At 72.1% G+C, this 23,799-nt stretch carries 18 protein-coding genes; 10 read left to right on the top strand and 8 right to left on the bottom strand.

Annotated elements, in window-relative coordinates; genetic code table 11:
• Positions 1–13: 13 nt before the first annotated feature.
• Both ACIQUQ_RS34825 and ACIQUQ_RS34820 read right to left on the bottom strand, forming a co-directional pair.
• Entirely contained in the window at positions 14–226 is a 213-nt protein-coding gene (locus tag ACIQUQ_RS34825) for a hypothetical protein (protein WP_399958132.1), read from the bottom strand.
• Between the two features lie 144 nt (positions 227–370).
• Positions 371–1,675 (bottom strand): ferric reductase-like transmembrane domain-containing protein, encoded by a 1,305-nt coding sequence (locus ACIQUQ_RS34820; RefSeq protein WP_403984135.1) that lies wholly within the window; start codon positions 1,673–1,675, stop codon positions 371–373.
• A 295-nt stretch (positions 1,676–1,970) separates the two neighbouring features.
• Between ACIQUQ_RS34820 and ACIQUQ_RS34815 the strand changes: the two genes are divergently transcribed.
• Genes ACIQUQ_RS34815 through nirD form a run of 3 tightly spaced genes read left to right on the top strand, consistent with a single transcriptional unit; the run spans position 1,971 to position 6,269 of the window.
• Complete coding sequence (locus tag ACIQUQ_RS34815) at positions 1,971–3,401, top strand: NAD(P)/FAD-dependent oxidoreductase (protein ID WP_403984133.1); 1,431 nt, start codon at positions 1,971–1,973, stop codon at positions 3,399–3,401.
• Position 3,402: 1 nt separating this feature from the next.
• Complete coding sequence (gene nirB, locus ACIQUQ_RS34810; RefSeq protein WP_403984131.1) at positions 3,403–5,949, top strand: nitrite reductase large subunit NirB; 2,547 nt, start codon at positions 3,403–3,405, stop codon at positions 5,947–5,949.
• The gene (nirD, locus tag ACIQUQ_RS34805; protein WP_403984129.1) at positions 5,946–6,269 is read left to right on the top strand and encodes a nitrite reductase small subunit NirD; all 324 of its coding nucleotides are present in this window, start codon (positions 5,946–5,948) and stop codon (positions 6,267–6,269) included. The genes nirB and nirD overlap by 4 nt, the downstream gene beginning before the upstream one ends.
• 110 nt (positions 6,270–6,379) lie before the next feature.
• On the opposite strand, the gene ACIQUQ_RS34800 is transcribed toward nirD, so the two are convergent.
• Positions 6,380–6,787 (bottom strand): VOC family protein, encoded by a 408-nt coding sequence (locus ACIQUQ_RS34800; RefSeq protein ID WP_403984127.1) that lies wholly within the window; start codon positions 6,785–6,787, stop codon positions 6,380–6,382.
• A 166-nt stretch (positions 6,788–6,953) separates the two neighbouring features.
• Complete coding sequence (locus ACIQUQ_RS34795) at positions 6,954–7,409, bottom strand: group III truncated hemoglobin (RefSeq protein WP_403984125.1); 456 nt, start codon at positions 7,407–7,409, stop codon at positions 6,954–6,956.
• Between the two features lie 307 nt (positions 7,410–7,716).
• Between ACIQUQ_RS34795 and ACIQUQ_RS34790 the strand changes: the two genes are divergently transcribed.
• The gene (locus ACIQUQ_RS34790; protein ID WP_403984123.1) at positions 7,717–8,877 is read left to right on the top strand and encodes an alkaline phosphatase PhoX; all 1,161 of its coding nucleotides are present in this window, start codon (positions 7,717–7,719) and stop codon (positions 8,875–8,877) included.
• A 98-nt stretch (positions 8,878–8,975) separates the two neighbouring features.
• On the opposite strand, the gene ACIQUQ_RS34785 is transcribed toward ACIQUQ_RS34790, so the two are convergent.
• The 3 genes from ACIQUQ_RS34785 to dusB all read right to left on the bottom strand — a co-directional run bounded on the left by ACIQUQ_RS34785 (position 8,976) and on the right by dusB (position 14,795).
• Entirely contained in the window at positions 8,976–9,962 is a 987-nt protein-coding gene (locus ACIQUQ_RS34785; protein WP_403984121.1) for an ArsR/SmtB family transcription factor, read from the bottom strand.
• A 555-nt stretch (positions 9,963–10,517) separates the two neighbouring features.
• On the bottom strand, positions 10,518–13,229 hold the full coding sequence (gene ppdK, locus ACIQUQ_RS34780; RefSeq protein WP_403984119.1) for a pyruvate, phosphate dikinase: 2,712 nt from the start codon (positions 13,227–13,229) through the stop codon (positions 10,518–10,520).
• 354 nt (positions 13,230–13,583) lie between these two features.
• Positions 13,584–14,795 carry a tRNA dihydrouridine synthase DusB gene (gene dusB / locus ACIQUQ_RS34775; RefSeq protein ID WP_403984117.1) on the bottom strand — a complete coding sequence of 404 codons (1,212 nt, stop codon included), beginning with the start codon at positions 14,793–14,795 and terminating at the stop codon, positions 13,584–13,586.
• A 52-nt stretch (positions 14,796–14,847) separates the two neighbouring features.
• On the opposite strand from dusB, the gene ACIQUQ_RS34770 reads away from it, so the two are divergent.
• From ACIQUQ_RS34770 to ACIQUQ_RS34750, 5 genes are all read left to right on the top strand, one after another.
• Positions 14,848–16,305 carry an MFS transporter gene (locus ACIQUQ_RS34770; protein ID WP_403984115.1) on the top strand — a complete coding sequence of 486 codons (1,458 nt, stop codon included), beginning with the start codon at positions 14,848–14,850 and terminating at the stop codon, positions 16,303–16,305.
• A gap of 323 nt (positions 16,306–16,628) precedes the next feature.
• Entirely contained in the window at positions 16,629–17,075 is a 447-nt protein-coding gene (locus tag ACIQUQ_RS34765) for a nuclear transport factor 2 family protein (RefSeq protein ID WP_403984113.1), read from the top strand.
• Between the two features lie 1,551 nt (positions 17,076–18,626).
• The gene (locus ACIQUQ_RS34760) at positions 18,627–19,649 is read left to right on the top strand and encodes an aldo/keto reductase (protein ID WP_403984111.1); all 1,023 of its coding nucleotides are present in this window, start codon (positions 18,627–18,629) and stop codon (positions 19,647–19,649) included.
• A 21-nt stretch (positions 19,650–19,670) separates the two neighbouring features.
• The gene (locus ACIQUQ_RS34755) at positions 19,671–20,264 is read left to right on the top strand and encodes a TetR family transcriptional regulator (RefSeq protein WP_403984109.1); all 594 of its coding nucleotides are present in this window, start codon (positions 19,671–19,673) and stop codon (positions 20,262–20,264) included.
• Positions 20,265–20,404: 140 nt separating this feature from the next.
• A complete protein-coding gene (locus ACIQUQ_RS34750) occupies positions 20,405–21,133 on the top strand; it encodes a VC0807 family protein (RefSeq protein ID WP_403984108.1) in 729 nt (242 codons plus the stop codon).
• Positions 21,134–21,257: 124 nt separating this feature from the next.
• On the opposite strand, the gene ACIQUQ_RS34745 is transcribed toward ACIQUQ_RS34750, so the two are convergent.
• Positions 21,258–22,640, bottom strand: coding sequence for a glycine--tRNA ligase (locus ACIQUQ_RS34745; RefSeq protein ID WP_403984107.1), 1,383 nt, complete (start codon positions 22,638–22,640; stop codon positions 21,258–21,260).
• A 165-nt stretch (positions 22,641–22,805) separates the two neighbouring features.
• Here ACIQUQ_RS34745 and ACIQUQ_RS34740 point away from each other — a divergent pair, with 165 nt between their 5' ends.
• Positions 22,806–23,792, top strand: a complete 987-nt coding sequence (locus tag ACIQUQ_RS34740; protein ID WP_403984105.1) for a metal ABC transporter substrate-binding protein — start codon at positions 22,806–22,808, stop codon at positions 23,790–23,792.
• Positions 23,793–23,799 lie beyond the last annotated feature (7 nt).

The raw sequence follows: 23,799 nt of genomic DNA, 5'->3' as shown, positions 1-23,799 counted from the left end.
GGTGCAGCGTCCATCAATCCCGCGAGAATTGCGCAAGGCTTGAGGTTCCCGCCGGGGCGCGGTCCGGGGCGGCGGGCGCGGCCGGGTCGACGAACGCGGTGACGGCGGTCGCCGAGAGCGCGCTGGCCAGGGCGAGGGCCGCCGCGAGCCGCTGCGCGGGCGGTACGGCGGCCAGGGCCCTGCGCAGCAGGGCGGGCGCGGTGGGGGGCTTGCGGTGGCGGGCCATGTCCTCGTCTTCCGGGTGCGGGGGTGATCGGTGAAGTCGTCGCCGGGGATGACCGGCAGGGGCGTCGCTGGGGGCCGGCGGCGGGGGTTGCGGGGGCGCGGGATGGGCGCAGGGGGCCGGCGGGGTCGGCGGCGTCGGCGCAGCTCAGTACGCGAAGCACTCCGAATGGATCCGCGCGGCCGGCACCCCGGCCCGGCGCAGCGAGTTCGTGGTGGCCAGGGCCATCCCCGGCGGGCCGCACAGGTAGACGTCGTGGGCGTCGAGGTCGGGCACCAGCTCCCTCAGGGCTCCGGGCGCCAGCGGGTCGTACGCGGCGTCCGACGGCCCGAGCAGGTAGTGCAGGCCGGCCCCCCGCTCGGCGGCGATGGCCTCCAGCTCGCCCCGCAGCACGAGTTGCCCGGCGTCGCCCGCCCGGTAGAGCAGGGTCAGCTCCCCGGGCCCGCCGGGCAGCGTTTCGAAGAGGGCGCGCAGCGGGGTGATCCCGACCCCGCCCGCTATCAGCAGCACCTTCGGCCGGGTACGGCGGCGCGCGGTCAGGGCGCCGAACGGGCCGGTGGCCAGCACCCGCGTGCCCGGCCTCAGCCGGCGGATCCGGCGCGAGTGGCGCCCGAGGCCCTTCACGGTGATCCGCAGCGTGTCGTCCCGTACCGGCGCCGAGAGGGAGAAGGGCAGCGCGGTGTGCCAGAGCCCGCGGCACAGGAACCGCCACCGCAGGAACTGCCCCGGCTCGGCCCGCAGCTCCGCCAGCCCCTCCCCCATCACCGTCACGGACACCACACCGGGCCCCTCGGCACGCACCCCGGCCACCCGCAGCCCGTGCCGCAGCGCCTGCCGTACGGGCACCACGGCCCGGTACCAGACCAGAAGCACGGCAACGGCCGTGTGCAACAGCGCCCAGCACCACGCCACCGGCGGGACGGACGCGAGATCCGGCCCGGCGAGCTGGTGGCCGAAACCCAGCGCCACGGCCGGGTACGTCAGCAGGTGCACCCCGCGCCACGTCCCGTGGGGCAGGCGGCGGCGCGCGGCCCTGGCGGAGGTCACCCCGACGGCGGCCAGCAGCACCGCCCCCAGCGCGGCCGCCGCGAGCGCCGGGTAGCCCAGCAGCGCGACGGCGGCGCCGATCACGTCGGACCCGGTGTGGACGGCGTAGCCGCACAGGGCGAACAGCCCGTGTCCGAGGCACAGCCCGAGCACCCACCGGCCGCCGAGGGCGTGCAGGCGGGCCAGCCGGTCCGCGCCCACCCCGTGTTCCACGGCGGGCACCCGCGCCATCAGGAAGAGCAGCGCCAGCACCCCGTACCCGGCGAGCAGGCCGGTCAGGTGGGCGGCGGTGGCGAAGAGCGCATCGAGTCGTGCGGAGGGCCGGACCTGGGCGGCCCACAGGGCGAACACGCCACCGGCCCCGCCGAGCAACCCGGTGCGCAGGCGCGCGGGGGCGGATCTCATGCGGGGCACGCTATGCCAGGTCAGAGGGGGTGTGGTGATCCTTAAGCCGGGCTTGAGGGAGCGTTAAACCACCCCTCATCCGGTACCTCATCGGCCCCTGATCCGCGCCTCGTCCCGGTGCCCACGCGCCGCACCGGAACACCTCGTCACAGCCCTCGTCACCGCCCACGTCACGGCCCCCGCAACCGGCCCCGGAAGACCCTCACACCCGACGGACACCCCCCGGGAGGGCAGCGTTCCCCGCGGGAAACAGAGGGGATGCGGTGGGGAAACAGCGGGCCCGCAGTCTCCTGACATGACCTCGCGACGTGTGGTGGTGATCGGCGGCGGAATGGCGGGCCTGCGCCTGGCCCAGCGGCTCACGGCCGCCTCCACGGCCCCGGGCACGGCCCCCGGCCCGGCCCCGGGCACCGCCACAGCCACAGCCACAGCCACCGCCGCAGCCACAGCCACCGCCGCAGCCACCCCAGCCGTGTCCGTGACCGTACTCGGCGAGGAGCAGCACGCCCCGTACAACCGGGTGCTGCTCGCCGAGGTGCTGGCCGGGCGGTACGCGCCCGAGGTCACCGCCCTCCCCTCCCCCGGCCCGGTGCTGCGGCAGGGGGTGCGCGCGGTGCGCGTGGACCGGGGAGCCCGGGAGGTGCACTGCGACGACGGCGCGGTCCTGCCGTACGACGACCTGGTGCTGGCCACGGGGTCGAACCCGGTGCTGCCCCCGCTGCGCGGCCTGTTCGAGCCGGGCGGCGGTGAACTGCCGGACGGCGTGCACCCGTTCCGCACCATGGACGACTGCCTGGCCCTCTCGGCGGCGATGCGCCCCGGGCTGCGCGCGGTGGTCATCGGCGGGGGCCTGCTGGGCGTCTCGGCGGCCCGGGCGCTGGCCGCCCGCGGGGCGCAGGTGGTGCTGGCCCAGCAGGGTGCGCGGCTGATGGAGCGGCAGCTGGACGAGGAGGCCGGCGGGCTGGTCCGCAGCCACCTGACCGCCCTCGGCGTGGAGGTCCACACCGAGTGCCGCGTCCGCGGCCTGATCACCGCCCCCTCCGCCCCTGCCGGCCCCAAGGCGACCGGCCCCGCCCCCACCGCCTCCCCCCGCCGCGTGACCGCCGTGGAGCTGGGCGACGGCTACCGGCTGGAGGCCGAACTGGTGGTGATCGCCTGCGGGGTCCGGCCCCGCGTCGGCCTCGCGCAGGCCGCCGGCATCGAGACCCGCCGCGGCATCGTCGTGGACGACGCGCTGCGCACCTCGGACCCGCACGTGTACGCGATCGGCGACTGCGCCGAGCACGACGGAAGGGTGTACGGGCTCGCCGGCCCGGCGCTGGAACAGGCCGACGCCCTGGCCCGGACCCTGACCGGCGCAGCCCCCATCGCCCTGGCCCGGCCCCAGACCCCTCCCACCCCCACCGCCCCCCGCTACACCGGCACCCGTGCCCTCACCCGCCTCACCCTCGCCACCGGCGAACGTCCCCTGGACCTGGCCGCCTTCGGCGAGACCACGCCCCAGCCCGGCGACGACGTCGTCCGGCTGGTCGACGCCACCCGCAGCACCTACCGCAAGGTCGTCGTCCGCGGCGACCGCCTCGTCGGGGGCGTGCTGCTCGGCGAGCTCTCCACCGTGGGCGCCCTCGCCCGTACCTGGGAGAGCGACGAACCCCTGCCGGACCCGCCACCGGATTCCCACCGGAATCCACTGCTCCACCTGCTCACCGACGACGGAGGCTCCTGAGATGGCCAACCCCGCCCCCAAGCCCACGATCGTGCTCATCGGGCACGGCATGGTCGGCCAGCGCTACCTCGAAGCGCTCGCCGAACGCGGACTGACCGCGACGCACCGCGTCGTCGTGCTCTGCGAGGAGCCCCGCCCGGCGTACGACCGGGTCCACCTCACCTCGTACTTCTCCGGCACCAGCCCGGAGGAACTGTCCATGACCCCGGACGGGTTCATGGCGGAGCACGGCATCGAGCTGCTCCTGGGCGACCCCGCGGCCGCCGTCGACCGCGCGGCCCGGACGGTGACCGCCCGCTCCGGGCGGGTCGTGCCGTACGACACCCTGGTGCTGGCCACCGGCTCGTACCCCTTCGTTCCGCCCGTGCCGGGCAAGGACGCGCCGGGCTGCTTCGTCTACCGCACCATCGAGGACCTGCTCGCGATCGAGGAGTACGCCAAGGGCCGCACCCGCGGCGCGGTCGTCGGCGGCGGCCTGCTGGGCCTGGAGGCCGCCGGCGCCCTCCAAGGGCTCGGACTGACCACCCACATCGTGGAGTTCGCCCCGCGCCTGATGCCGGTCCAGGTCGACGAGGGCGGCGGCGCAGCCCTGCTGCGCACGATCGAGGACATGGGCCTGACGGTCCACACGGGCACCGGCACCCAGGAGGTCGTCACCGGCCCCGACGGCTCGGTGACCGGCATGAAGCTGTCCGACGGCAGCACCGTGGAGACCGAGCTGGTGGTGTTCTCGGCGGGCGTCCGGCCGCGCGACGAGCTGGCCCGCGACTGCGGCCTGGACGTCGGCGAGCGCGGCGGCATCGCCGTCGACGCCCGCTGCCGCACCTCCGACCCGCACGTGTACGCGATCGGCGAGTGCGCCCTCGCGGTGGACGGCCGGGTCTACGGACTGGTCGCGCCCGGCTACGAGATGGCCCAGACGGCCGCCGAGGACCTGCTGGGCACGGCGGAGCGCGCGTTCACGGGCGCGGACCTGTCCACCAAGCTCAAGCTGCTGGGCGTGGACGTGGCCTCCTTCGGCGACGCCCACGGCACCACCGAGGGCTGCCTCGACGTGGTCTACTCGGACTCCCGCTCGGGCGTCTACAAGAAGCTGGTCGTCGCCGCGGACGGCACGCTGCTCGGCGGTGTGCTGGTCGGCGACGCCGACTCGTACGGGCTGCTCCGCCCGCTGACCGGCTCGGTGCCGCCGGCCGCCCCCGAGCAGCTGGTGCTGCCCGCCGGGATCGGCGCCCCGGCCGCCCTCGGCCCGGCCTCGCTGCCGGACGACGCGATCATCTGCTCCTGCCACAACGTCACGAAGAAGGCCATCGCCGCCTGCGCCACCCTGCCCGAGGTCAAGAAGTGCACCAAGGCGGGCACGGGCTGCGGCAGTTGCGTGAAGGTGATCGGCCAGCTGCTGCCGCAGGCCGGCGACCAGGGTCTGTGCGGCTGCTTCAAGTACACCCGCGCCGAGCTGTACGAGATCGTCCGCACCCTGCGGGTGACCTCGTACGCCGCACTCCTCGACAGCCACGGGCGGGAGGCGGCGCGCGGCGGCGAGGGCTGCGACGTGTGCAAGCCGGCGGTCGGCTCGATCATCGCCTCGCTCGCGCCGACCATCGGCGCGGAGGGGTACGTGCTGGCGGGCGAGCAGGCGGCCCTCCAGGACACCAACGACCACTTCCTGGCGAACCTGCAGCGCAACGGCTCGTACTCGGTGGTGCCCCGGATCCCCGGCGGCGAGATCACCCCGCAGAAGCTGATCGTGATCGGCGAGGTGGCCCGCGACTTCGGCCTCTACACCAAGATCACCGGCGGGCAGCGGATCGACCTGTTCGGCGCCCGCGTCGACCAGCTCCCCGCGATCTGGACCCGCCTGGTCGACGCCGGGTTCGAGTCGGGCCACGCGTACGGCAAGGCCCTGCGGACGGTGAAGTCCTGCGTGGGCCAGACCTGGTGCCGGTACGGGGTCCAGGACAGCGTACGGATGGCCATCGACCTGGAGCTGCGCTACCGGGGCCTGCGCGCCCCGCACAAGCTCAAGTCCGCGGTCTCCGGCTGCGCCCGCGAGTGCGCCGAGGCACAGAGCAAGGACTTCGGCGTGATCGCCACGGCCGGCGGCTGGAACCTCTACGTCGGCGGCAACGGCGGCGCCACGCCCCGCCACGCGGACCTGCTGGCGCAGGACCTGTCCGACGCCGAGCTGGTCCGGCTGATCGACCGGTTCCTGATGTTCTACATCCGCACGGCCGACCGCCTGGAGCGCACCTCCACCTGGCTGGAGCGGCTGGAGGGCGGCCTGGACCACCTGCGGGACGTGGTCGTGCACGACTCGCTGGGGCTGTGCGCGGAGCTGGAGTCCCTGATGGCCGCCCACGTGTCCCACTACCGCGACGAGTGGGCCGAGACCCTGGACGACCCCGACCGGATGCGCCGCTTCGTGTCCTTCGTCAACGCTCCGGGGGCGCCGGACCCGACCGTGAAGTTCGTGCCCGAGCGCGACCAGGTCAAGCCCGACCTGGAGATCCTCACCATCCGCCCGCTGGAAGGGAGCACGGCCCGATGACCGTCGAACTGCGCACTGGGGAGGACTGGGTGCCGGTCTGCGAGCTGACCGCGCTGACACCGGGACGCGGGGTCGCGGCGCTGCTGCCGGACGGCAGCCAGGCGGCGCTGTTCCTGGACCGGGCGGGCCGCGCGTACGCGATCTGCAACCAGGACCCGTTCACCGGCGCCCACGTGCTGTCCCGGGGGCTGCTGGGCTCCGACGCGGGGCGCCCCTTCGTGGCCTCGCCGCTGCTCAAGCAGCGCTTCGACCTGGAGTCGGGGCGCTGCCTGGACGACGACGGGGTGGCGGTCCGCACGTACGAGGTGCGGACGGCCTGACCCCTGGGTCGGGTCCGGGGCCGCCGAGGAGGCGCGGTCCCGGACCGCCCGGGGGCATCCGTCGTCCCGGGGCGCGGGGTGCCCGGGGTGCCGGTCGCTCGGGCGCCGGCTCAGCCCCCGATGGCGGCCGGGTCCATCCAGACGTACTCCCAGACGTGGTGGTCCAGGTCCTCGAAGGCGCGGCCGTACATGAAGCCCATGTCCATGGCCGGCCGGGGCTCGACGGCGCCGGCGGCGAGGGCGGCCTCCACGACCTCGTCGACCTTCTCGCGGCTCTCGGCGCTGAGGGCGACCATGACCTCGGTGGTCTTGGAGGCGTCGGCGACCGGCTTGGTGGCGAACTCCTTGAACTTCTCCTCGGTCAGCAGCATGGCGAAGATCGTGTCGCTGATGACCAGGGAGGCGGCCGTCTCGTCGGTGAACTGCGGGTTGAAGGAGTAGCCGAGCTTCTCCCAGAAGGCCTTGGCGGCGTCCAGGTCCTTGACCGGCAGGTTGACGAAGATCATGGTGGCGGACATCGGCCGTCTCTTCTCTCTCGGTGTTCCCGTCCGCCGCCCTCGTGGGCGGCGGTTTCAGAGAGATAGACCGGGGGCCGTCCCGGAACTCATCGCCCGCCGGTGAATTTTCTCGAAGATTTTTTCGTGGCGGCGTATCCGCAGGTCAGACTGGGTGCGACGGTCCGGGTCAGGCTGCGGAACGGAGCTGCAGGGCGGCCAGAGGGATGAAGCCGCGGTTCTCCGCGCCCGCCAGGGAGGCCCCGGGACCGGCGAGGCGCCTGTGCAGGGTGAGGGCGATCCGCTCGCCCTGCACCTTGGCCCGCTCGGCGTTCGGTCCCCGGTGCGCTCCGTCGACGGTGGCGTGCCAGAGCTGGACCCAGCGGCCGAAGTCGGCGGCGGTCATGCCGCGCACCGAGTGCAGGGCGGCGTGCGGGGCGAAGGCGTTGCGCCGGTAGTCGGCGGTGCGGAACAGGGCCCGCTCCCAGAAGTCGGTGATCCGGGGGAGGTGCACGCCGAGGTCGGTGCCGGCGATCTCCGTGAAGAAGGGGCCGATCCGCGGGTCCGCGAAGGCCGCGGTGTAGAAGCGGCGCAGCAGGCGTTCGAGGTCGGCCCGGCCGGCGATGTCGGCACGGTGGTGGTTCATGCCCCCAGCCTCCTCCTCGCCCGCTGCCGGGCCCAGGGTCGAAGGTCCCTGGCCGGCGCGGAGGAGGGGGGCCGGCCGCGCTGAAGGAGCTGCTGGGGGGCTGAGGGGCGTACGCCGGTGCGTGCCGGGCGGTGGTGGGCGCCCGGTGGTCGCAGCAGGCTCCGCCACCCCGGAGTCCGTAGGCCTGCGGTCGCCCCCGGGACACCCGGCGTTGACGCCACGTCAATTCCGGACGCCTAGGTTCCTCGGCGCGCGACCCCGTGGCCGTCCCGGGCCGCGGGGCGCTCCCTCCCCACCAGGAGTGACCGTGGAACGTCGTACCTTCCTGCGCGGCGCCGTCATCGGCTCCTCGGCCGCCGCCTTCGGCGGCACGCTCATGCGCGGCGCGGCCTACGCCGCGCCCGCCCAGCCCGGCCCGGGGCCCTACGGGGCCCTGAACCCGGCCGACGCCAACGGGATCATGCTGCCCGGCGGCTTCACCAGCCGCGTGATCGCCCGTTCCGGCCAGACCGTCGGCGGCACCTCGTACACCTGGCACAACGCCCCCGACGGCGGTGCGTGCTTCGCCGACGGCTCGGGCTGGATCTACGTGTCCAACTCCGAGATCAACCCCTCCGGCGGGGCGAGCGCGGTCCGCTTCAACTCCTCGGGCACGGTCACCTCCGCGTACCGGATCCTCTCCGGCACCCGGCAGAACTGTGCGGGTGGCAAGACCCCGTGGAACACCTGGCTGTCCTGCGAGGAGGTCAGCCTCGGGTTCGTCTACGAGACCGACCCGTTCGGCGTCAACGCGGCCGTCCAGCGGCCCGCGATGGGCAAGTTCAAGCACGAGGCGGCCGCGGCCGACCCGGTGCGCCAGGTGGTCTACCTGACCGAGGACGAGTCGGACGGCTGCTTCTACCGCTTCGTCCCGAACACCTGGGGCAGCCTCTCCGCCGGCACCCTCCAGGTCCTGAAGGCCGGCACCGCCACGTCCGGCTCCTTCACCTGGCAGAACGTGCCGGACCCGGACGGGTCGCCGACCGCCACCCGCAACCAGGTCTCCGGCGCGAAGCGGTTCAACGGCGGCGAGGGCTGCCACTACGCGAACGACACCGTCTGGTTCACCACCAAGGGCGACAACCGGGTCTGGCAGCTGAACCTGGCCAACAGCACCTACGAGCTGGCCTACGACGACTCGCTGGTGGTCGGCGGGGGCGCCCCGCTGACCGGCGTCGACAACGTCACGGGCTCCTCGTACGGCGACCTGTACGTCGCTGAGGACGGCGGCAACATGGAGATCTGCGTGATCACCCCGGACGACGTGGTGGCGCCGTTCCTGCGGATCACCGGCCAGTCCTCCTCCGAGATCACCGGCCCGGCCTTCTCGCCCGCGGGCAACCGGCTGTACTTCTCCAGCCAGCGCGGTACGAGCGGCAGCTCGTCCGGCGGCATCACGTACGAGGTGACGGGGCCCTTCCGCACCTGACCGTGGACGGACGTGGCCCCGGCCGGACTCCCCCGGCCGGGGCCACGCCCTTGTGCCGCCCCGCCCCGGCCCGTGGTTGCCGTGGGCGGGCCGGCGGCTCAGGAGGCCACGGCCCCGCCCTTGAGGAGGGCCGCGCCCAGTGGGGTGACCGTGTGCAGGACGGCGTTGCCGTGCCGGAGCGTGGTCACCAGCCCGGCCTCCCGCATCACGCAGGCGTGCTGGCTCGCCGAGGCGAGCGAGACCCCGGCGCGGCGGGCCAGTTCGCTGGTGGTGGCCCCGTCGCCGATGGCCTGGAGGACCACGGACCGCGTGTGGCCCACCAGCTTGCCCAGGGTGCGATGGGTGCCCGGGTCCGCCCCGCGCGGCGTGGCGGCCGAGCTCAGCTGCGCGGCGGCCGGGTAGACCAGCACCGGGGGCAGCTCCGGATCCGCCAGCGTCACCGCCGTACGCCGGCAGAAGAACGACGGCTGGAGCAGCAGCCCGCGCCCGCGCAGACGGACGTCCCGGTCGACCGGGTAGTCGCACTCCAGCACCGGCGAGCGCCAGCGCAGCATCGGCGGCAGGGAGGACAGCAGTTCGTCCGCCCCTCCGTCCAGCAGCGCCCGGCCCCGGGCGGCGCGCTCGGCCTCGATCTGGGCCTGGATGTGCGTCCAGTACGGCTCGACCGCGACCCGGTGGTACGCCCGCAGCTCGGTGACCAGCCGGCCCAGCTGCTCGGTGCCGCCCTCGGCGAGCTCCCGCAGCCGCGGCACCATCGGGGCCCCGGCACCGACCCGGGCCAGCTCTCCGCGCAGGCGGGAGGCACGGGTGCCGCGGAGGGCGTCGAGGCCCAGGTCCACGCCGTACCGGCCCTCGGCGGGCGTCAGAAAGTCCGGGAAATAGCCCCGGATCGGTATCAGCGCACCCAGCAGGCGTGTTTCACCATTCAACCGGGTACGAGTTTCCGTACGCCATTCACCGAACAGGCGGGCATCTCGCCGGTCTCTTAAGCGATGAAAACTAAGAATCGTTTCCCACAACGCATCGGGTCTCCCCGCCATCCTCACCCGTGCCAGGTCCACTCCAGTGAAATGGATACGCAGCACTGAACCCCCACACTGTGCAACCGCAATCCCCCCGCCCCACGAGTATGCACACCGTCACGCGACGTCACCACGCCCTTTCGGCCACAGTTGAAACCCCTTTCGGCGAGGGCGTGACAAGCGAAATGCTGTACTCCGCCGGGCACACTCCGGGGCGACCGGAAACGCTCCGCGAAGGCCGTGGGGGGCTTTGCGGGGCCTGGCGGTCGGTCGCACCGGGAAGCGCCGACGTGTCCGGCTGATTGACAGGAGGCGGCGGGCGGGTGGGGATCCGCCCGCCGCCTGCTGGTTGAATTCCGCATCTTTTTGGATATGCCGGATATGGCGCACCCCGATATCGCGTTTCCCGCCTCCGGGCATGCCGGAACCGTCCTCCGCTCGATGAGGGTCGGGTGAGCGGGGGACGGTTCCGTGGGCGGCCTGCCCGTCCCGTCTGGTCAGGGATGACAGGACGGGTGGCCGGGGACGGGTGGTTCGTGCCACCCGCCCGGGCCGGCGGTTCGCGCCACCGGCCCGTTGTGGGCGGCCGGGCGGCCCGTGGGCGGCCCGGCCGCAGTCTCAGCGGCTGTCGCTGCCCTGGGCCTCCGCGGCGGCCCGGCCGGCCTCCAGGCGCGCCACCGGGATCCGGAAGGGCGAGCAGGAGACGTAGTCGAGGCCGGCCTCGTGGAAGAAGTGCACCGACTCCGGGTCGCCGCCGTGCTCTCCGCAGACGCCGAGCTTCAGGTCGGGGCGGGTCGCGCGGCCTTCCTTGACCGCGTGGCGCACGAGGGCGCCGACGCCGTCCCGGTCGATGGTCTCGAAGGGCGAGACCCCGAAGATGCCCTTCTCCAGGTAGGCGGTGAAGAAGCTGGCCTCGACGTCGTCGCGGGAGAAGCCCCACACGGTCTGGGTCAGGTCGTTCGTGCCGAAGGAGAAGAACTGCGCGGCCTCGGCGATCTGGCCGGCGGTCAGGGCGGCGCGGGGCAGCTCGATCATCGTGCCGATGGAGAGCTTGAGCTCGGTGCCGGTGGCGGCCTCGACCTCGGCGATGATCGCGTCGGCCTCCTCGCGGACGATCTCCAGCTCCTGGACGGTGCCCACGAGCGGGATCATGATCTCGGCGCGCGGGTCGCCCTTGGCGTCCTTGCGGATGGCCGCGGCCTCGGCGATCGCGCGGACCTGCATGGCGAACAGGCCGGGGATGACCAGGCCGAGGCGGACGCCGCGCAGACCCAGCATCGGGTTCTGCTCGTGCAGCTTGTGCACGGCCTGGAGCAGGCGCAGGTCGTTCTCGTTGTGGTCCTTGCGGGCCTCGGCGAGGGCGACGCGCACCGAGAGCTCGGTGATGTCGGGCAGGAACTCGTGCAGCGGCGGGTCGAGCAGGCGGACGGTGACGGGCAGGCCGTCCATCGCCTCGAACAGCTCGACGAAGTCCTTCTGCTGCAGCGGCAGGAGGGCACTGAGTGCCTCCTCGCGCTCGGACTCGGTGTCCGCGAGGATCAGGCGCTCGACCATCTCGCGGCGCTCGCCGAGGAACATGTGCTCGGTGCGGCACAGGCCGATGCCCTGGGCGCCGAAGCGGCGGGCGCGCAGCGCGTCCTCGGCGTTGTCGGCGTTGGCGCGGACGCGCAGGCGGCGGACCCGGTCGGCGTACGCCATGATCCGGTGGACGGCCTGGACGAGCTCGTCGGCGTCGTCGGCGCCGGCGTGCATGCGGCCCTCGAAGTACTCGACGACCGGGGAGGGTACGACGGGTACCTCGCCGAGGTAGACCTTGCCGGTGGAGCCGTCGATGGAGACGACGTCGCCCTCCTCGATGACCTGTCCGGCGGACGTGGTCAGGCGGCGGCGCTTGGTGTCGACGTCCAGCTCCTCGGCACCGCAGACACAGGTCTTGCCCATGCCGCGGGCGACGACGGCGGCGTGCGAGGTCTTGCCGCCGCGGGAGGTCAGGATGCCCTCGGAGGCGATCATGCCGTCCAGGTCGTCAGGGTTGGTCTCGCGGCGGATCAGGATGACCTTCTCGCCGGAGCGGGACCACTTGACGGCCGTGTAGGAGTCGAAGACGGCCTTGCCGACGGCCGCGCCCGGGGAGGCGGCGATGCCGCGGCCGAGGAGCTCGACCTTCGCGCTCTCGTCGAAGCGGGGGAACATCAGCTGGGCGAGCTGGTGGCCGGTCACGCGCTGGAGGGCCTCGGCCTCGTCGATCAGGCCCTGGTCCACGAGCTGGGTGGCGATGCGGAAGGCGGCACCGGCGGTGCGCTTGCCGACGCGGGTCTGGAGCATCCACAGCTGGCCGCGCTCGATGGTGAACTCGATGTCGCACAGGTCCTTGTAGTGCGTCTCGAGCGTCTCCATGATGCCCATGAGCTGGTCGTACGACTTCTTGTCGATCTGCTCCAGGTCCGCGAGCGGCACGGTGTTGCGGATGCCCGCGACGACGTCCTCGCCCTGGGCGTTCTGCAGGTAGTCGCCGTAGACGCCCTGGTGGCCGCTGGCGGGGTCGCGGGTGAAGGCGACGCCGGTGCCCGAGTCGGGGCCGAGGTTGCCGAAGACCATGGAGCAGACGTTGACGGCGGTGCCGAGGTCGCCGGGGATGCGCTCCTGGCGGCGGTACAGCTTGGCGCGGTCGGTGTTCCACGAGTCGAAGACGGCGCGGACGGCGAGGTCCATCTGCTCGCGCGGGTCCTGCGGGAACTCGCGGCCCGCCTCCTTGGCGACGATCTTCTTGAAGGTCTTGACGATCTTCTTGAGGTCGGCGGCGTCGAGGTCGGTGTCGACGGTGATCTTCTTCGCGGCCTTGGCCTCGTCGAGGGCCTCCTCGAAGAGCTCGCCGTCGACGCCGAGGACGGTCTTGCCGAACATCTGGATCAGGCGGCGGTACGAGTCCCAGGCGAAGCGCTCGTTGTCGGCCTGGGCGGCGAGACCGGTGACGGACTCGTCCGAGAGGCCGATGTTGAGGACCGTGTCCATCATGCCGGGCATGGAGAACTTGGCGCCGGACCGGACGGAGACCAGCAGCGGGTCGTCGGACTGACCGAGCTTCTTGCCCATCTTCTGCTCGAGCGCCTCGAGGTGGGCGCTGACCTCGGCCTGCAGCGCGGCCGGGGCCTCGCCGCTCTCGAGGTAGACCTTGCAGGCCTCGGTGGTGATGGTGAAGCCGGGAGGGACCGGGAGACCCAGGTTGGTCATCTCGGCGAGGTTGGCTCCCTTGCCGCCGAGAAGGTCCTTGAGGTCGCGGTTGCCCTCGGTGAAGTCGTAGACGAACTTCTGATCTTTGTTTTCCGACACGGGTCTCGACTCCTCGAGGACTCGGTGGCTGCCCTGACGGCGAGGAACATACCCAGATCGAAGGCGTTGCGGTACGTCCACTTGGCCGTCGTACGGCTTCAACCACCCGTCCGCCAGCAGATCGAAAGTAACTCAACGGTAGCCAGAAGCCCCCACGAGCCTTCAGATCCCAAAGGGAAAAGCGTCAGATGGGGCCCCAGAGTGCTCACATGAGCGATGATCGATAACTTTGTCTTCAACTCTTGAACGAACAAAGGGTGGCACCCAGTGCCACCCTTTGAGAAGTGCAGTCGATGATTTCGCGCTCATCTGAGCGCAACCCCACCCATGCGTGGCGCATATCACGCCGTCCGTTCAGCCTCCGGACGTGTCCAGTTCGGCTTCCTCGCCCACTCCGGCGCAGTCGTAAGGATCCTTGAGCCAGCCGTCGGGGAGGACAACTCGGTTGTTTCCGGACGTCCGGCCTCGGGGGCCGTCCGCACCCTCGGGCCAGGGCTGGTCCAGATCAAGCTCGCTCAGATGAGCGTCCAGTTCTGCCAGGGACGAGATCACCGCGAGCTTCTTGCGCATCTCCGAGCCGACCGAGAAACCCTTGAGGTACCAGGCCACGTGCTTACGGAAGTCGATCACTCCGCGGGCCTCGTCGCCGATCCACTCGCCCAGCAGGGCGGCGTGCCGCAGCATGACCCGTGCGACCTCGCGCATGCCGGGCCGCGCCAGGTCGTCCGTACGCCCCTCGAAGGCCGCGACCAGGTCCCCGAACAGCCAGGGGCGGCCCAGGCAGCCCCGGCCGACGACGACGCCGTCGCAGCCGGTCTCGCGGACCATGCGCAGGGCGTCCTCGGCGCACCAGATGTCGCCGTTGCCGAGCACGGGGATCTCCGGCACGTGCTCCTTGAGCCGTGCGATGGCCTCCCAGTCGGCGGTGCCGCCGTAGTGCTGCGCGGTGGTGCGGCCGTGCAGGGCGATGGCCGTGACGCCCTCCTCGACCGCGATGCGGCCGGCGTCGAGGTAGGTGAGGTGGTCGTCGTCGATGCCCTTGCGCATCTTCATCGTCACGGGGAGGTCCCCGGCGTTGCCGACGGCCTCCTTGAGGATGGCGCGCAGCAGGTTCCGCTTGTACGGCAGCGCCGAGCCGCCGCCCTTGCGGGTGACCTTGGGGACGGGGCAGCCGAAGTTCAGGTCGATGTGGTCGGCGCGGTCCTCGTCCACGATCATGCGGACCGCCTTGCCGACGGTGACCGGGTCCACTCCGTACAGCTGGATCGAGCGGGGCTTCTCGCTCTCGTCGAAGTGGATCAGCTGCATGGTCTTGTCGTTGCGCTCGACCAGGGCGCGGGTGGTGATCATCTCGCTCACGAACAGGCCCTTGCCGCCGCTGAACTCGCGGCAGAGGGTGCGGAACGCGGCGTTGGTGATCCCGGCCATGGGGGCGAGCACCACCGGCGGCTGGACGGTGTGCGGGCCGATGGCGAGGGTGGGGGCGGCCGGGGCGGTGGCCGTGGCGGTGGCCTGGGCGGACGCGGCGGCCGGGGTGGCTGCGGGGGCCTGGTCGAGCGTGGTCATCCGCCCATTGTCCCTCACTCGGGTGTTGATTAGTTAGGCGTACTATTGAATCATGCGCGCCATGCCGTTCCCGCCCGTCACATCCGCCGCGCCCGAGCCCGGCCCGCGCCGACGGCTGCTGATCCTGGCGATCTGCTGCATGAGCCTGCTGATCGTCAGCCTCGACAACACCGTGCTGAACGTCGCCCTCCCCTCCATGCGGAACGAACTCGACGCCTCCGTCGCCGGAATGCAGTGGACCATCGACGCCTACACGCTGGTCCTGGCCTCCCTGCTGATGCTCGCGGGCTCGACCGCCGACCGGGTCGGCCGGCGCCGGGTCTTCGCCACCGGCCTGGTGCTCTTCACGACGGGGTCGCTGCTCTGCTCCCTGGCCCCGAACCTGGAGGCGCTGATCGTCTTCCGGATGCTCCAGGCCGTGGGCGGCTCGATGCTCAACCCCGTCGCCATGTCGATCATCACCAACACCTTCACCGACCCCAGGGAACGCGCCCGCGCGATCGGCGTCTGGGGCGGCGTGGTCGGCGTCTCGCTCGCCGCCGGGCCGGTGGTCGGCGGCCTGCTGGTGGACAGCGTGGGCTGGCGGTCGATCTTCTGGCTCAACCTGCCGGTGGGACTGCTCGCGCTCGGGCTCACCCTCCGGTACGTGCCCGAGTCCCGCGCCCCGCGGCCCCGCCGCGCCGACCCGGTGGGCCAGGTGCTGGTGATGCTGCTGCTGGGCTCGCTCACGTACGGGATCATCGAGGCGCCGCACGCCCCGGCCTGGGTGCTGTGGACCTGCGGGACGGTCGCGACGCTGTCACTGGTGGGGCTGGTGAGGTACGAGCTCCGGCGCGCGGAACCGCTGATCGACCCCCGCTTCTTCCGCAGCGCGCCGTTCAGCGGAGCCGTGGTCATCGCGGTGTGCGCCTTCGCGGGACTGAGCGGCTTCCTCTTCCTGAACACCCTCTACCTCCAGGACGTACGGGGCCTGTCGGCCCTCGAAGCCGGCCTGTACATGCTCCCGATGGCCGCCCTGACCTTCCTCTTCGCCCCGCTGTCGGGGCGCCTGGTGGGCACCCGGGGGCCCCGCCTGCCGCTGCTGGCCGCGGGGGCGGCGATGGGGGCGAGCGGGCTGCTCTTCGCCGCGGGCGGGGCGGAGGGGTCGGATGCGGTGCTCTTCTCGTCGTACGTGCTGTTCGGACTGGGCTTCGGCCTGGTCAACGCACCGATCACCAACACGGCGGTCTCGGGCATGCCGCGCGCCCAGGCGGGCGTCGCGGCCGCCGTCGCGTCCACGAGCCGCCAGACGGGCGGCACGCTGGGCGTCGCGGTGATCGGCGCGGTCCTGGCCGGCGGCCTGGCCCAGGGCGCCGACTTCGTCGACGCCGCGCGGGTGGCGTGGTGGGTGATCACTGCCTGCGGCCTGGCCGTCCTGGCGGTGGGCGCGGCCACGACGGGCAGGTGGGCGGCGGGGACGGCGGGGAGCGTGGACGGGGTGCGGGAGAGGGCGGGGGTGGGGCGGGGGTGAGGGTTCGGGGGTGAGGGTTCGGGGGTGAGGGTTCGGGGGTGAGAGGCGGGGTGAGGGTGGGTCGGTGAGGGGCGGGGTGACGGTGGGTCGGTGAGGGGCGGGGGGACGGTGGGTCGGTGAGGGGCCACCGCGGCGGTCCGTGCCGGTCGGTCGGCGATCCGTTGGTCGACGGTCCGTCGGCCGGCGATCCATCGGTGGTCGGTCGGTGGTCTGTCGGTACACGGGTCGGCACGTCGGCGGCTGTCGGCGGTGCGTCGGCAGCCGCTGCCAGCCTGGGTTCACCGGGGAGGGCCCGGCGCACGGCAATCCGTGAGGAGAAACCAATGACATCGCACGCGATGAAGACCGAGACCGTGAGCCGACCTGACTTGGACGAATCGCTGGTGGCGCGGATGTGGGAGTACCTGCACGCCGGCCTGGCGATGGACGTCGAGACGCTCGACGCGCTCTACGACCCCGAGTTCACCAACATCCGCGCCGACGGCGCGGGCCGCACGGTGACCCTCACCAAGGCCCAGTTCATGTCCCGCTTCCGCGCGCTCCGCGCTCGGGGCGAGCGGGTCGGCGAGTCCGTGGACGACATCCGTTTCGTGGCCACGACCGTCTGCGACGACCAGGGAACGATCGTCATGCGCCGGGCCGAGGACGACGCCCCGGCCCTGTACCTCTACGTGTGGCGCCGCCGGGACGGTCAGTGGTCCACCCTGGTCCGCGAGTTCACGTTCGAGCACGACCTCTCCGCGCTGCTGGCGCAGATCGGGAAGGGCTGACGCCCACCGGGAAGCGGTATCGGGAGGGGCGGGGCCGGGGGCCGGTGCCGCCTGGGCCGGCACCGAGAGCTGACCGGCTGGCGGCACCCCCAGAGCCGGCACCGGAAAGGCGACCGGACGGCAGCACCACCCAGGCCCGGCACTACAGAGCTGACCCGACGGCAGCACCACCTGGACCGGCCTCAGGGAGGGCGCCGGTCTGGGGCCGTCCGCCGACCGAGGGTTTCCGGGCCGGGGCACCCTGTCAAGGGCGCTCCGCTGCGCTCCGCGTCGCCTGCGGCGATTCCACTTCGTTCCACCCTTGACAGGGCACCCCGGCCCGGAAGGCAAAGACCTCGGCGGACAACCCCAGAAAAGACGCCCTGGCCACTCCTCATGCATTCCGGTACCGGGTGCGCGTCCCGGTGTCGGGGTGCGGGCCCGCCCCACGGGGCGGACGCGTCAGCGTCCGTAGGCCCACCACTCGGCATAGCGGCCTCCGGGCCGTCTGTGCCCCTTCATAAGCCGCCCACGATCGCTACGCGCTCCTGCCTCACGGCGACAGACGGCCGTCTTGGGCCGGGAAGGGACGTGAGAAGGGACGGGCGTCGGGGATGACCCGGATCCAGTGTCCATTTCCCGCAACTGGCGGGCGGGACGGCCCGTCGGCCGCCCAGCGAGAGCCGCACGCGGCCACCGTGGGCGGCTCTCGTCCCACCACGACCGGCCGGCGGACGCTGAGACGTGAAAAGCACCTACCCATCGCTGACGGCCTATGTCCCACCACGACGGGCCCGGTCATCGCGTGACGGGAGAAGCACATGCGATCGCTGGCGGCCTATGTCCGGCCCCAGACGGCCGTTTGTCGCCGTGAGGCAGGAGCGCGTAGCGATTTGTGGCGGCTTATGAAGGGGCACCGGCGGCCCGGAAGTCGCTGAGACGGGCGGAGGGCCTACGGACGCTGACGCGTCCGCCCCGTGGGGCGGGGGCCCACCCCGGCTCCGGGCACCGGGGGCGGACACCGGGCTCCCGGCCGGTGCCTGGGTGGCGGAGCCACCGGGCACGCTCCCATCGCTACTGGTCCGGCCCTCGGCTTTGCCCCCCTGACCGTCCCTCCTGGAGCCTCCCGCCACTCGTCGTACCCCCGGGGCGGGGCGGGCAGTCAAGGGTGAAACGAAGTGGAATCGCCGCAGGCGACGCGCAGCGCAGCGGAGCGCCCTTGACGGGCCGCCCCGCCCCGGAAACACCCTCAAGTGGCGGGTGGCTCCAGGACCCACCCACAACACCGGCCCACTGCGGATGCACCCGGCCCACACCATGCCGCGTGCGTGCGTGGGGCGCCCCCGGCCCACACCATGCCGCCGTGCGCGTGCGGGATGCCCCCGGGCCACCTCCACACCGCCCCACCCCGAAACGCCCTCCCGCCGACCACCCACCCTCCCTCACCGACCACCCACCGACCGCCCACCCCCACCGACCACTCACCCCACCCCACACCCACCCCACACCCACTCCCCCACCCACCGACTGACAGATATTGAAATCTGTCATCGCTCATGCCAAACTCGTCTCATGACCACCACCTTCACCCCCGCCCCCCGCACCCTCGGATCCGCCGGTCCCCGGACCTTCCCCCTCGGGCTCGGCTGCATGGGGATGTCCGCGCTCTACGGCGAGAGCGACCGGGCCGAGTCCATCGCGACCATTCACGCGGCGCTCGAAGCCGGGGTCACCCTGCTCGACACCGGTGACTTCTACGGCATGGGGCACAACGAGCTCCTCATCAACGAGGCCCTGCGCACCGCTCCCGCGCACCTGCGCGACCAGGCGCTGACCAGCGTGAAGTTCGGTGCGCTGCGCACCGTCGAGGGCGGGTTCACCGGGTACGACGGGCGGCCGGAGGCCGTCCGGAACTTCCTCGCCTACTCGCTCCAGCGCCTGGGCCGGGACCACATCGACGTCTACCGGATCGCGCGCGTCGATCCGGACGTGCCGATCGAGGAGACCGTCGGCGCCATCGCCGAGGCCGTCGAGGCGGGGCACGTGCGGCACATCGGGCTCTCCGAGGTCGGGGCGGAGACGATGCGGCGGGCCGCCGCCGTCGCTCCGATCGCGGACCTGCAGATCGAGTACTCGCTGATCTCCCGCGGCATCGAGAAGGAGATCCTGCCCACCGCCCGCGAGCTCGGGATCGGTGTCACGGCGTACGGCGTGCTGTCCCGGGGCCTGATCAGCGGCCACTTCACGCGGGACCGGGCGCTGGCGCCCGGCGACTTCCGTGGCATGAGCCCGCGCTTCCAGGGCGAGAACCTGCACCGGAACCTCGACCTGGTGGAGGCGCTGCGCGAGGTGGCGGACGCCAAGGGCGTCACCGTGGCGCAGGCCGCCATCGCCTGGGTGCTCGCGCAGGGCGAGGACATCGTGCCGCTCGTCGGTGCGCGCCGGCGGGACCGGCTGGCCGAGGCGCTGGGTGCGCTGGAGGTCCGGCTGGAGCCGGCCGACCTGGCCGCGATCGAGGCGGCCGTCCCGGTGGGGGCTGCGGCGGGTGAGCGGTACCCGGCGGCGCAGATGGCCCACCTCGACAGTGAGCACTGACCGGGCGGTACGGTCGTAGTCATGCCACCCGCTGCTGCCGAGCCCCTGACCCCCGAGCGCATCCTCGAGACGACCGAGGAGGTGCTGCGCCGCTACGGTCCCGCGAAGGCCACCGTGGTGGACGTGGCGCGTGCCCTGGGGGTCAGCCATGGCAGCGTGTACCGGCACTTCCCGTCGAAGGCGGCGCTGCGCGAGGCGGTGACGGACCGCTGGCTGGGCCGGACCGTGGGCCGGCTGGCGGAGATCGTCGAGGCGCCGGCGGAGCCGGCTCCGTCGAAGCTGGAGGCGTGGCTGGAGGCGTTGTTCGACGCCAAGCGCCACAAGGCGGGGGACGATCCCGAGCTGTTCGCGACGTACACGGTGCTGCTGGCGGAGAACAGCGGTGTCGTGGACGCGCACCTGGCCGAGCTGGTCGCCCAGCTGGCGCGGATCATCGGTGAGGGTGTCGAGGCGGGGACGCTCGCGGCGCCGGACGTGCCGGCCGCGGCGCGGGCGGTGTTCGACGCGACGGGGCGGTTCCACGACCCGCAGTACGCGGCGGAGTGGCGGTCCCCGTCGATCATTGCCGAGTTCGAGGCCGTGACGGGTCTGGTGATCCGCGGTCTGCGGGTCTGACACCCTCCTGGGCCCCTGTCCGGAGTCGACTCTTCCGGACACCTTGGTGATCATTTGGGGCTGGGACGCCTGTTCTCTTGGCGTGATCCGCACCTAGGTTCCCCCCGACCACACTGATTCCGCAGTCCTCAGGGGGAAGCATGTCCTCGCAGCCCGTCGCGGCCGCCGCCACCGCACCCGGCGGCCGTCCGCAGCCGCCCGCCCGCTCCGGCGGGGCGGCGGCCATCGGCTGGATCCTGACCATCGGCCTGAACGTCGTCGCGCCGATCCTCACGTACAACGCCCTCCGGGACCACGGCTGGAGCGAGTTCGGCGCGCTGCTCACGAGCAGCGCGTGGCCCGTGCTCGACACCGCGGTCATGGTGGCCTGGCGGCGGAAGCTGGACGAGTTCGCCCTCGTCACGCTGGTGTTCATCGTGATCACGGCGGCCGTCTCGCTGGTCGGCGCGCACACCGCCCGGGCGCTGCTGGTCAAGGACTCGGCCGTGACCGGCCTGTTCGGGGCGCTGTGTCTGGCGACGCTGCTCGCGCCGCGGCCGCTGATGTTCTACTTCGGACGCAAGTTCGCCACCGACGGCACCCCGGAGAGCACCGCGTGGTGGAACGGCCTGTGGCAGTTCGAGGGCTTCCGCCGGACCATGACCGTGATGACCACGGTGTGGGGCGTGGCGTACCTGGCGGAGGCCGGGATCCGGATCGCCCTCGCGTACGTGCTGAGCACGGACACGATGGTCGTCCTCAGCCCGGTGATGATCTACGGCGTTCTCGGCGCGCTCGGGGTGTGGACCGCGCTCTACGGCAAGCGGTCGGCGGCCGAGGGTGAGAGGCGCGCCGTCGCGGCCGCCGCGGCGGCCGCGACCGGCGACTGACGCGGCCGGCCGAGGCTGCCGGTGGAACGGCCGGCCGAGCCGGCCGGGACACGGGAACGGCCGGTGCCCGGTGCGCTCGACGCGCACCGGGCACCGGCCGTTCTCAGTCGCGGGTCGCTGCGGGTCAGCAGCCCAGCAGGCGGGCGCCGAGGTACGCCTGGATCTGGTCCAGGGAGACGCGCTCCTGCTTCATGGTGTCGCGCTCGCGCACGGTCACCGCGTTGTCGTCCAGGGTGTCGAAGTCGACGGTGACGCAGAACGGCGTGCCGATCTCGTCCTGGCGGCGGTAGCGGCGGCCGATGGCGCCGGCGTCGTCGAACTCGATGTTCCAGAACTTGCGCAGGTCGGCGGCGAGGCCCTTGGCCTTCGGCGACAGCTTCTCGTTGCGGGACAGCGGGAGGACGGCGACCTTGACCGGGGCGAGGCGGTGGTCGAGGCGCATCACGGTGCGCTTCTCCATGACGCCCTTGGCGTTCGGGGCCTCGTCCTCGACGTACGCGTCGAGCATGAAGGCGAGCATGGCGCGGTTGACACCGGCCGCCGGCTCGATGACGTACGGGACGTAGCGCTCGCCGGCCTCCTGGTCGAAGTAGAACAGGTCCTGGCCGGAGGCCGCGGAGTGGGCCTTGAGGTCGAAGTCGGTGCGGTTGGCCACGCCCTCGAGCTCGGAGAACTCACTGCCGCCGAAGTTGAAGCGGTACTCGATGTCGGCGGTGCGCTTCGAGTAGTGGGACAGCTTCTCCTTCGGGTGCTCGTACCAGCGGATGTTCTCCTCGCGGATGCCGAGGTCGCGGTACCAGTTCCACCGCTCCTGCATCCAGTACTCCTGCCACTGCTCGTCCTCGCCCGGCTTGACGAAGAACTCCATCTCCATCTGCTCGAACTCGCGGGTCCGGAAGATGAAGTTGCCCGGAGTGATCTCGTTCCGGAAGGACTTGCCCATCTGCGCGATGCCGAACGGCGGCTTCTTGCGGGAGGTCTGCTGGACCTGGGCGAAGTTGGTGAAGATGCCCTGGGCGGTCTCGGGGCGCAGGTACGCCTTGGAGCCGGTGTCCTGGGTCGGGCCGAGGTGGGTCTCCAGCATGCCGGAGAACTGCTTGGGCTCGGTGAACTGGCCCTTCACACCGCAGTTGGGGCAGTTGACGTCGGCCAGGCCGTTGGCGGGCGGGCGGCCGTGCTTGGCCTCGTACGCCTCTTCCAGGTGGTCGGCGCGGTGGCGCTTGTGACAGGAGGTGCACTCGGTGAGCGGGTCGGAGAACGTCGCGACGTGACCGGAGGCGACCCAGACCTCGGGGGCCAGGATCACGGAGGAGTCGATGCCGACGACGTCCTCACGCGCGGTGACCATGGCCTTCCACCACTGGCGCTTGATGTTCTCCTTGAGCTCGACACCCAGCGGTCCGTAGTCCCAGGCGGCCTTGGAACCGCCGTAGATCTCGCTGCACGGGTAGACGAAGCCACGGCGCTTGCTCAGGCTGACGATGGTGTCGATCTTGTCGGCGGCCACGGTGCTCTCTTCATTACGAGGACGAACGCGAATGCTTCAGGTTACCGGCGGCCGGGCCCCCACTTTCAAATCGGTTCCCCTTTGGTACCGCGCGCGCGGACGGGCCCGAGGGCGGGACCCGAAGGCTTTTGACAATCGTTTCCATCTTTGATGAAAATGAGTGTCATGAACGTACGACGCCTCATACCCGCCGCCGCCCTGACCGGAGCCGTCGCCCTCGGCGCCGGTGCCCTGACCGCCTGCTCCGGAGCCACCGCTGCCGGCGGCGCGAAGGACGGCAAGCTGGACGTCGTGGCGTCGTTCTACCCGCTCCAGTTCCTGGCCGAGCAGATCGGCGGGGGCCACGTGGCCGTCTCCACCCTCACCAAGCCGGGCGTGGAGCCGCACGACCTGGAGATCACGCCCAAGCAGACCGCCCAGCTCGGCGAGGCGGACGTCGTCCTCTACCTCAAGACCCTCCAGCCCGCCGTCGACAAGGCCGTCGAGCAGGCCGGCGTCGAGAACACCGTCGACGCCGCCTCCCTCACCAAGCTCGTCCACCACGACCTGGCCGGCGAGGACGAGCACGGCCACGAATCCGGCGCGGAGCACGGCTCGGAGGACGACCACGGCCACGACCACGGCGAGGCCGGCGACGACCCGCACGTCTGGCTCGACCCGGTCAAGTACGCGGAGATCGCCAAGGGCTTCGGCGCGACCCTGGAGAAGGCCGACCCGGCCCACGCGGCCGACTACAAGAAGAACACCGCCGACCTGGTCGGCAAACTAGGCGCCCTCGACACCGAGTTCAAGGACGGCCTGAAGAACCGGGCCACCGACACCTTCATCACCACCCACTCCGCCTTCGGCTACCTCGCCGAGCGCTACGGCCTCGACCAGGAGGGCATCTCGGGCGTCGACCCCGAGGCCGAGCCCAGCCCGGCGCGGATGAGGGAACTCCAGGCCCTCGCGAAGAAGGACAATGTCACCACCGTGTTCTTCGAGACGCTGGCCAGCGACAAGACCGCCAAGACCCTGGCGGCGGACACGGGCCTGAAGACCGACGTCCTCGATCCCCTGGAGGGGATCACCGAGAAGTCCCAGGGCGCCGACTACCTCGAGGTCATGCGGTCCAACCTCAAGAACCTCCAGAAGGCACTCGGCAGCAAGTGATGACAGC

The sequence above is a fragment of the Streptomyces sp. NPDC101118 genome, assembly GCF_044759445.1.
In the GTDB taxonomy this organism is placed as follows: Bacteria; Actinomycetota; Actinomycetes; order Streptomycetales; family Streptomycetaceae; genus Streptomyces.
Note: the sequence above shows the minus strand (reverse complement) of the source record. Positions and strands in the feature narration are given on the sequence as shown.

What these genes read in the sequence shown, in the direction of transcription:
- dusB (WP_403984117.1), bottom strand. Translation starts at nt 14,795, where the DNA reads ATGACCACGCTCGACCAGGCCCCCGCAGCCACCCCGGCCGCCGCGTCC.
- ACIQUQ_RS34755 (WP_403984109.1), top strand. Translation starts at nt 19,671, where the DNA reads ATGCCACCCGCTGCTGCCGAGCCCCTGACCCCCGAGCGCATCCTCGAG.
- nirB (WP_403984131.1), top strand. Translation starts at nt 3,403, where the DNA reads ATGGCCAACCCCGCCCCCAAGCCCACGATCGTGCTCATCGGGCACGGC.
- ACIQUQ_RS34770 (WP_403984115.1), top strand. Translation starts at nt 14,848, where the DNA reads ATGCGCGCCATGCCGTTCCCGCCCGTCACATCCGCCGCGCCCGAGCCC.
- nirD (WP_403984129.1), top strand. Translation starts at nt 5,946, where the DNA reads ATGACCGTCGAACTGCGCACTGGGGAGGACTGGGTGCCGGTCTGCGAG.
- ACIQUQ_RS34815 (WP_403984133.1), top strand. Translation starts at nt 1,971, where the DNA reads ATGACCTCGCGACGTGTGGTGGTGATCGGCGGCGGAATGGCGGGCCTG.
- ACIQUQ_RS34825 (WP_399958132.1), bottom strand. Translation starts at nt 226, where the DNA reads ATGGCCCGCCACCGCAAGCCCCCCACCGCGCCCGCCCTGCTGCGCAGG.
- ACIQUQ_RS34760 (WP_403984111.1), top strand. Translation starts at nt 18,627, where the DNA reads ATGACCACCACCTTCACCCCCGCCCCCCGCACCCTCGGATCCGCCGGT.
- ACIQUQ_RS34795 (WP_403984125.1), bottom strand. Translation starts at nt 7,409, where the DNA reads ATGAACCACCACCGTGCCGACATCGCCGGCCGGGCCGACCTCGAACGC.
- ACIQUQ_RS34800 (WP_403984127.1), bottom strand. Translation starts at nt 6,787, where the DNA reads ATGTCCGCCACCATGATCTTCGTCAACCTGCCGGTCAAGGACCTGGAC.
- ACIQUQ_RS34765 (WP_403984113.1), top strand. Translation starts at nt 16,629, where the DNA reads ATGACATCGCACGCGATGAAGACCGAGACCGTGAGCCGACCTGACTTG.
- ACIQUQ_RS34740 (WP_403984105.1), top strand. Translation starts at nt 22,806, where the DNA reads ATGAACGTACGACGCCTCATACCCGCCGCCGCCCTGACCGGAGCCGTC.
- ACIQUQ_RS34750 (WP_403984108.1), top strand. Translation starts at nt 20,405, where the DNA reads ATGTCCTCGCAGCCCGTCGCGGCCGCCGCCACCGCACCCGGCGGCCGT.
- ACIQUQ_RS34820 (WP_403984135.1), bottom strand. Translation starts at nt 1,675, where the DNA reads ATGAGATCCGCCCCCGCGCGCCTGCGCACCGGGTTGCTCGGCGGGGCC.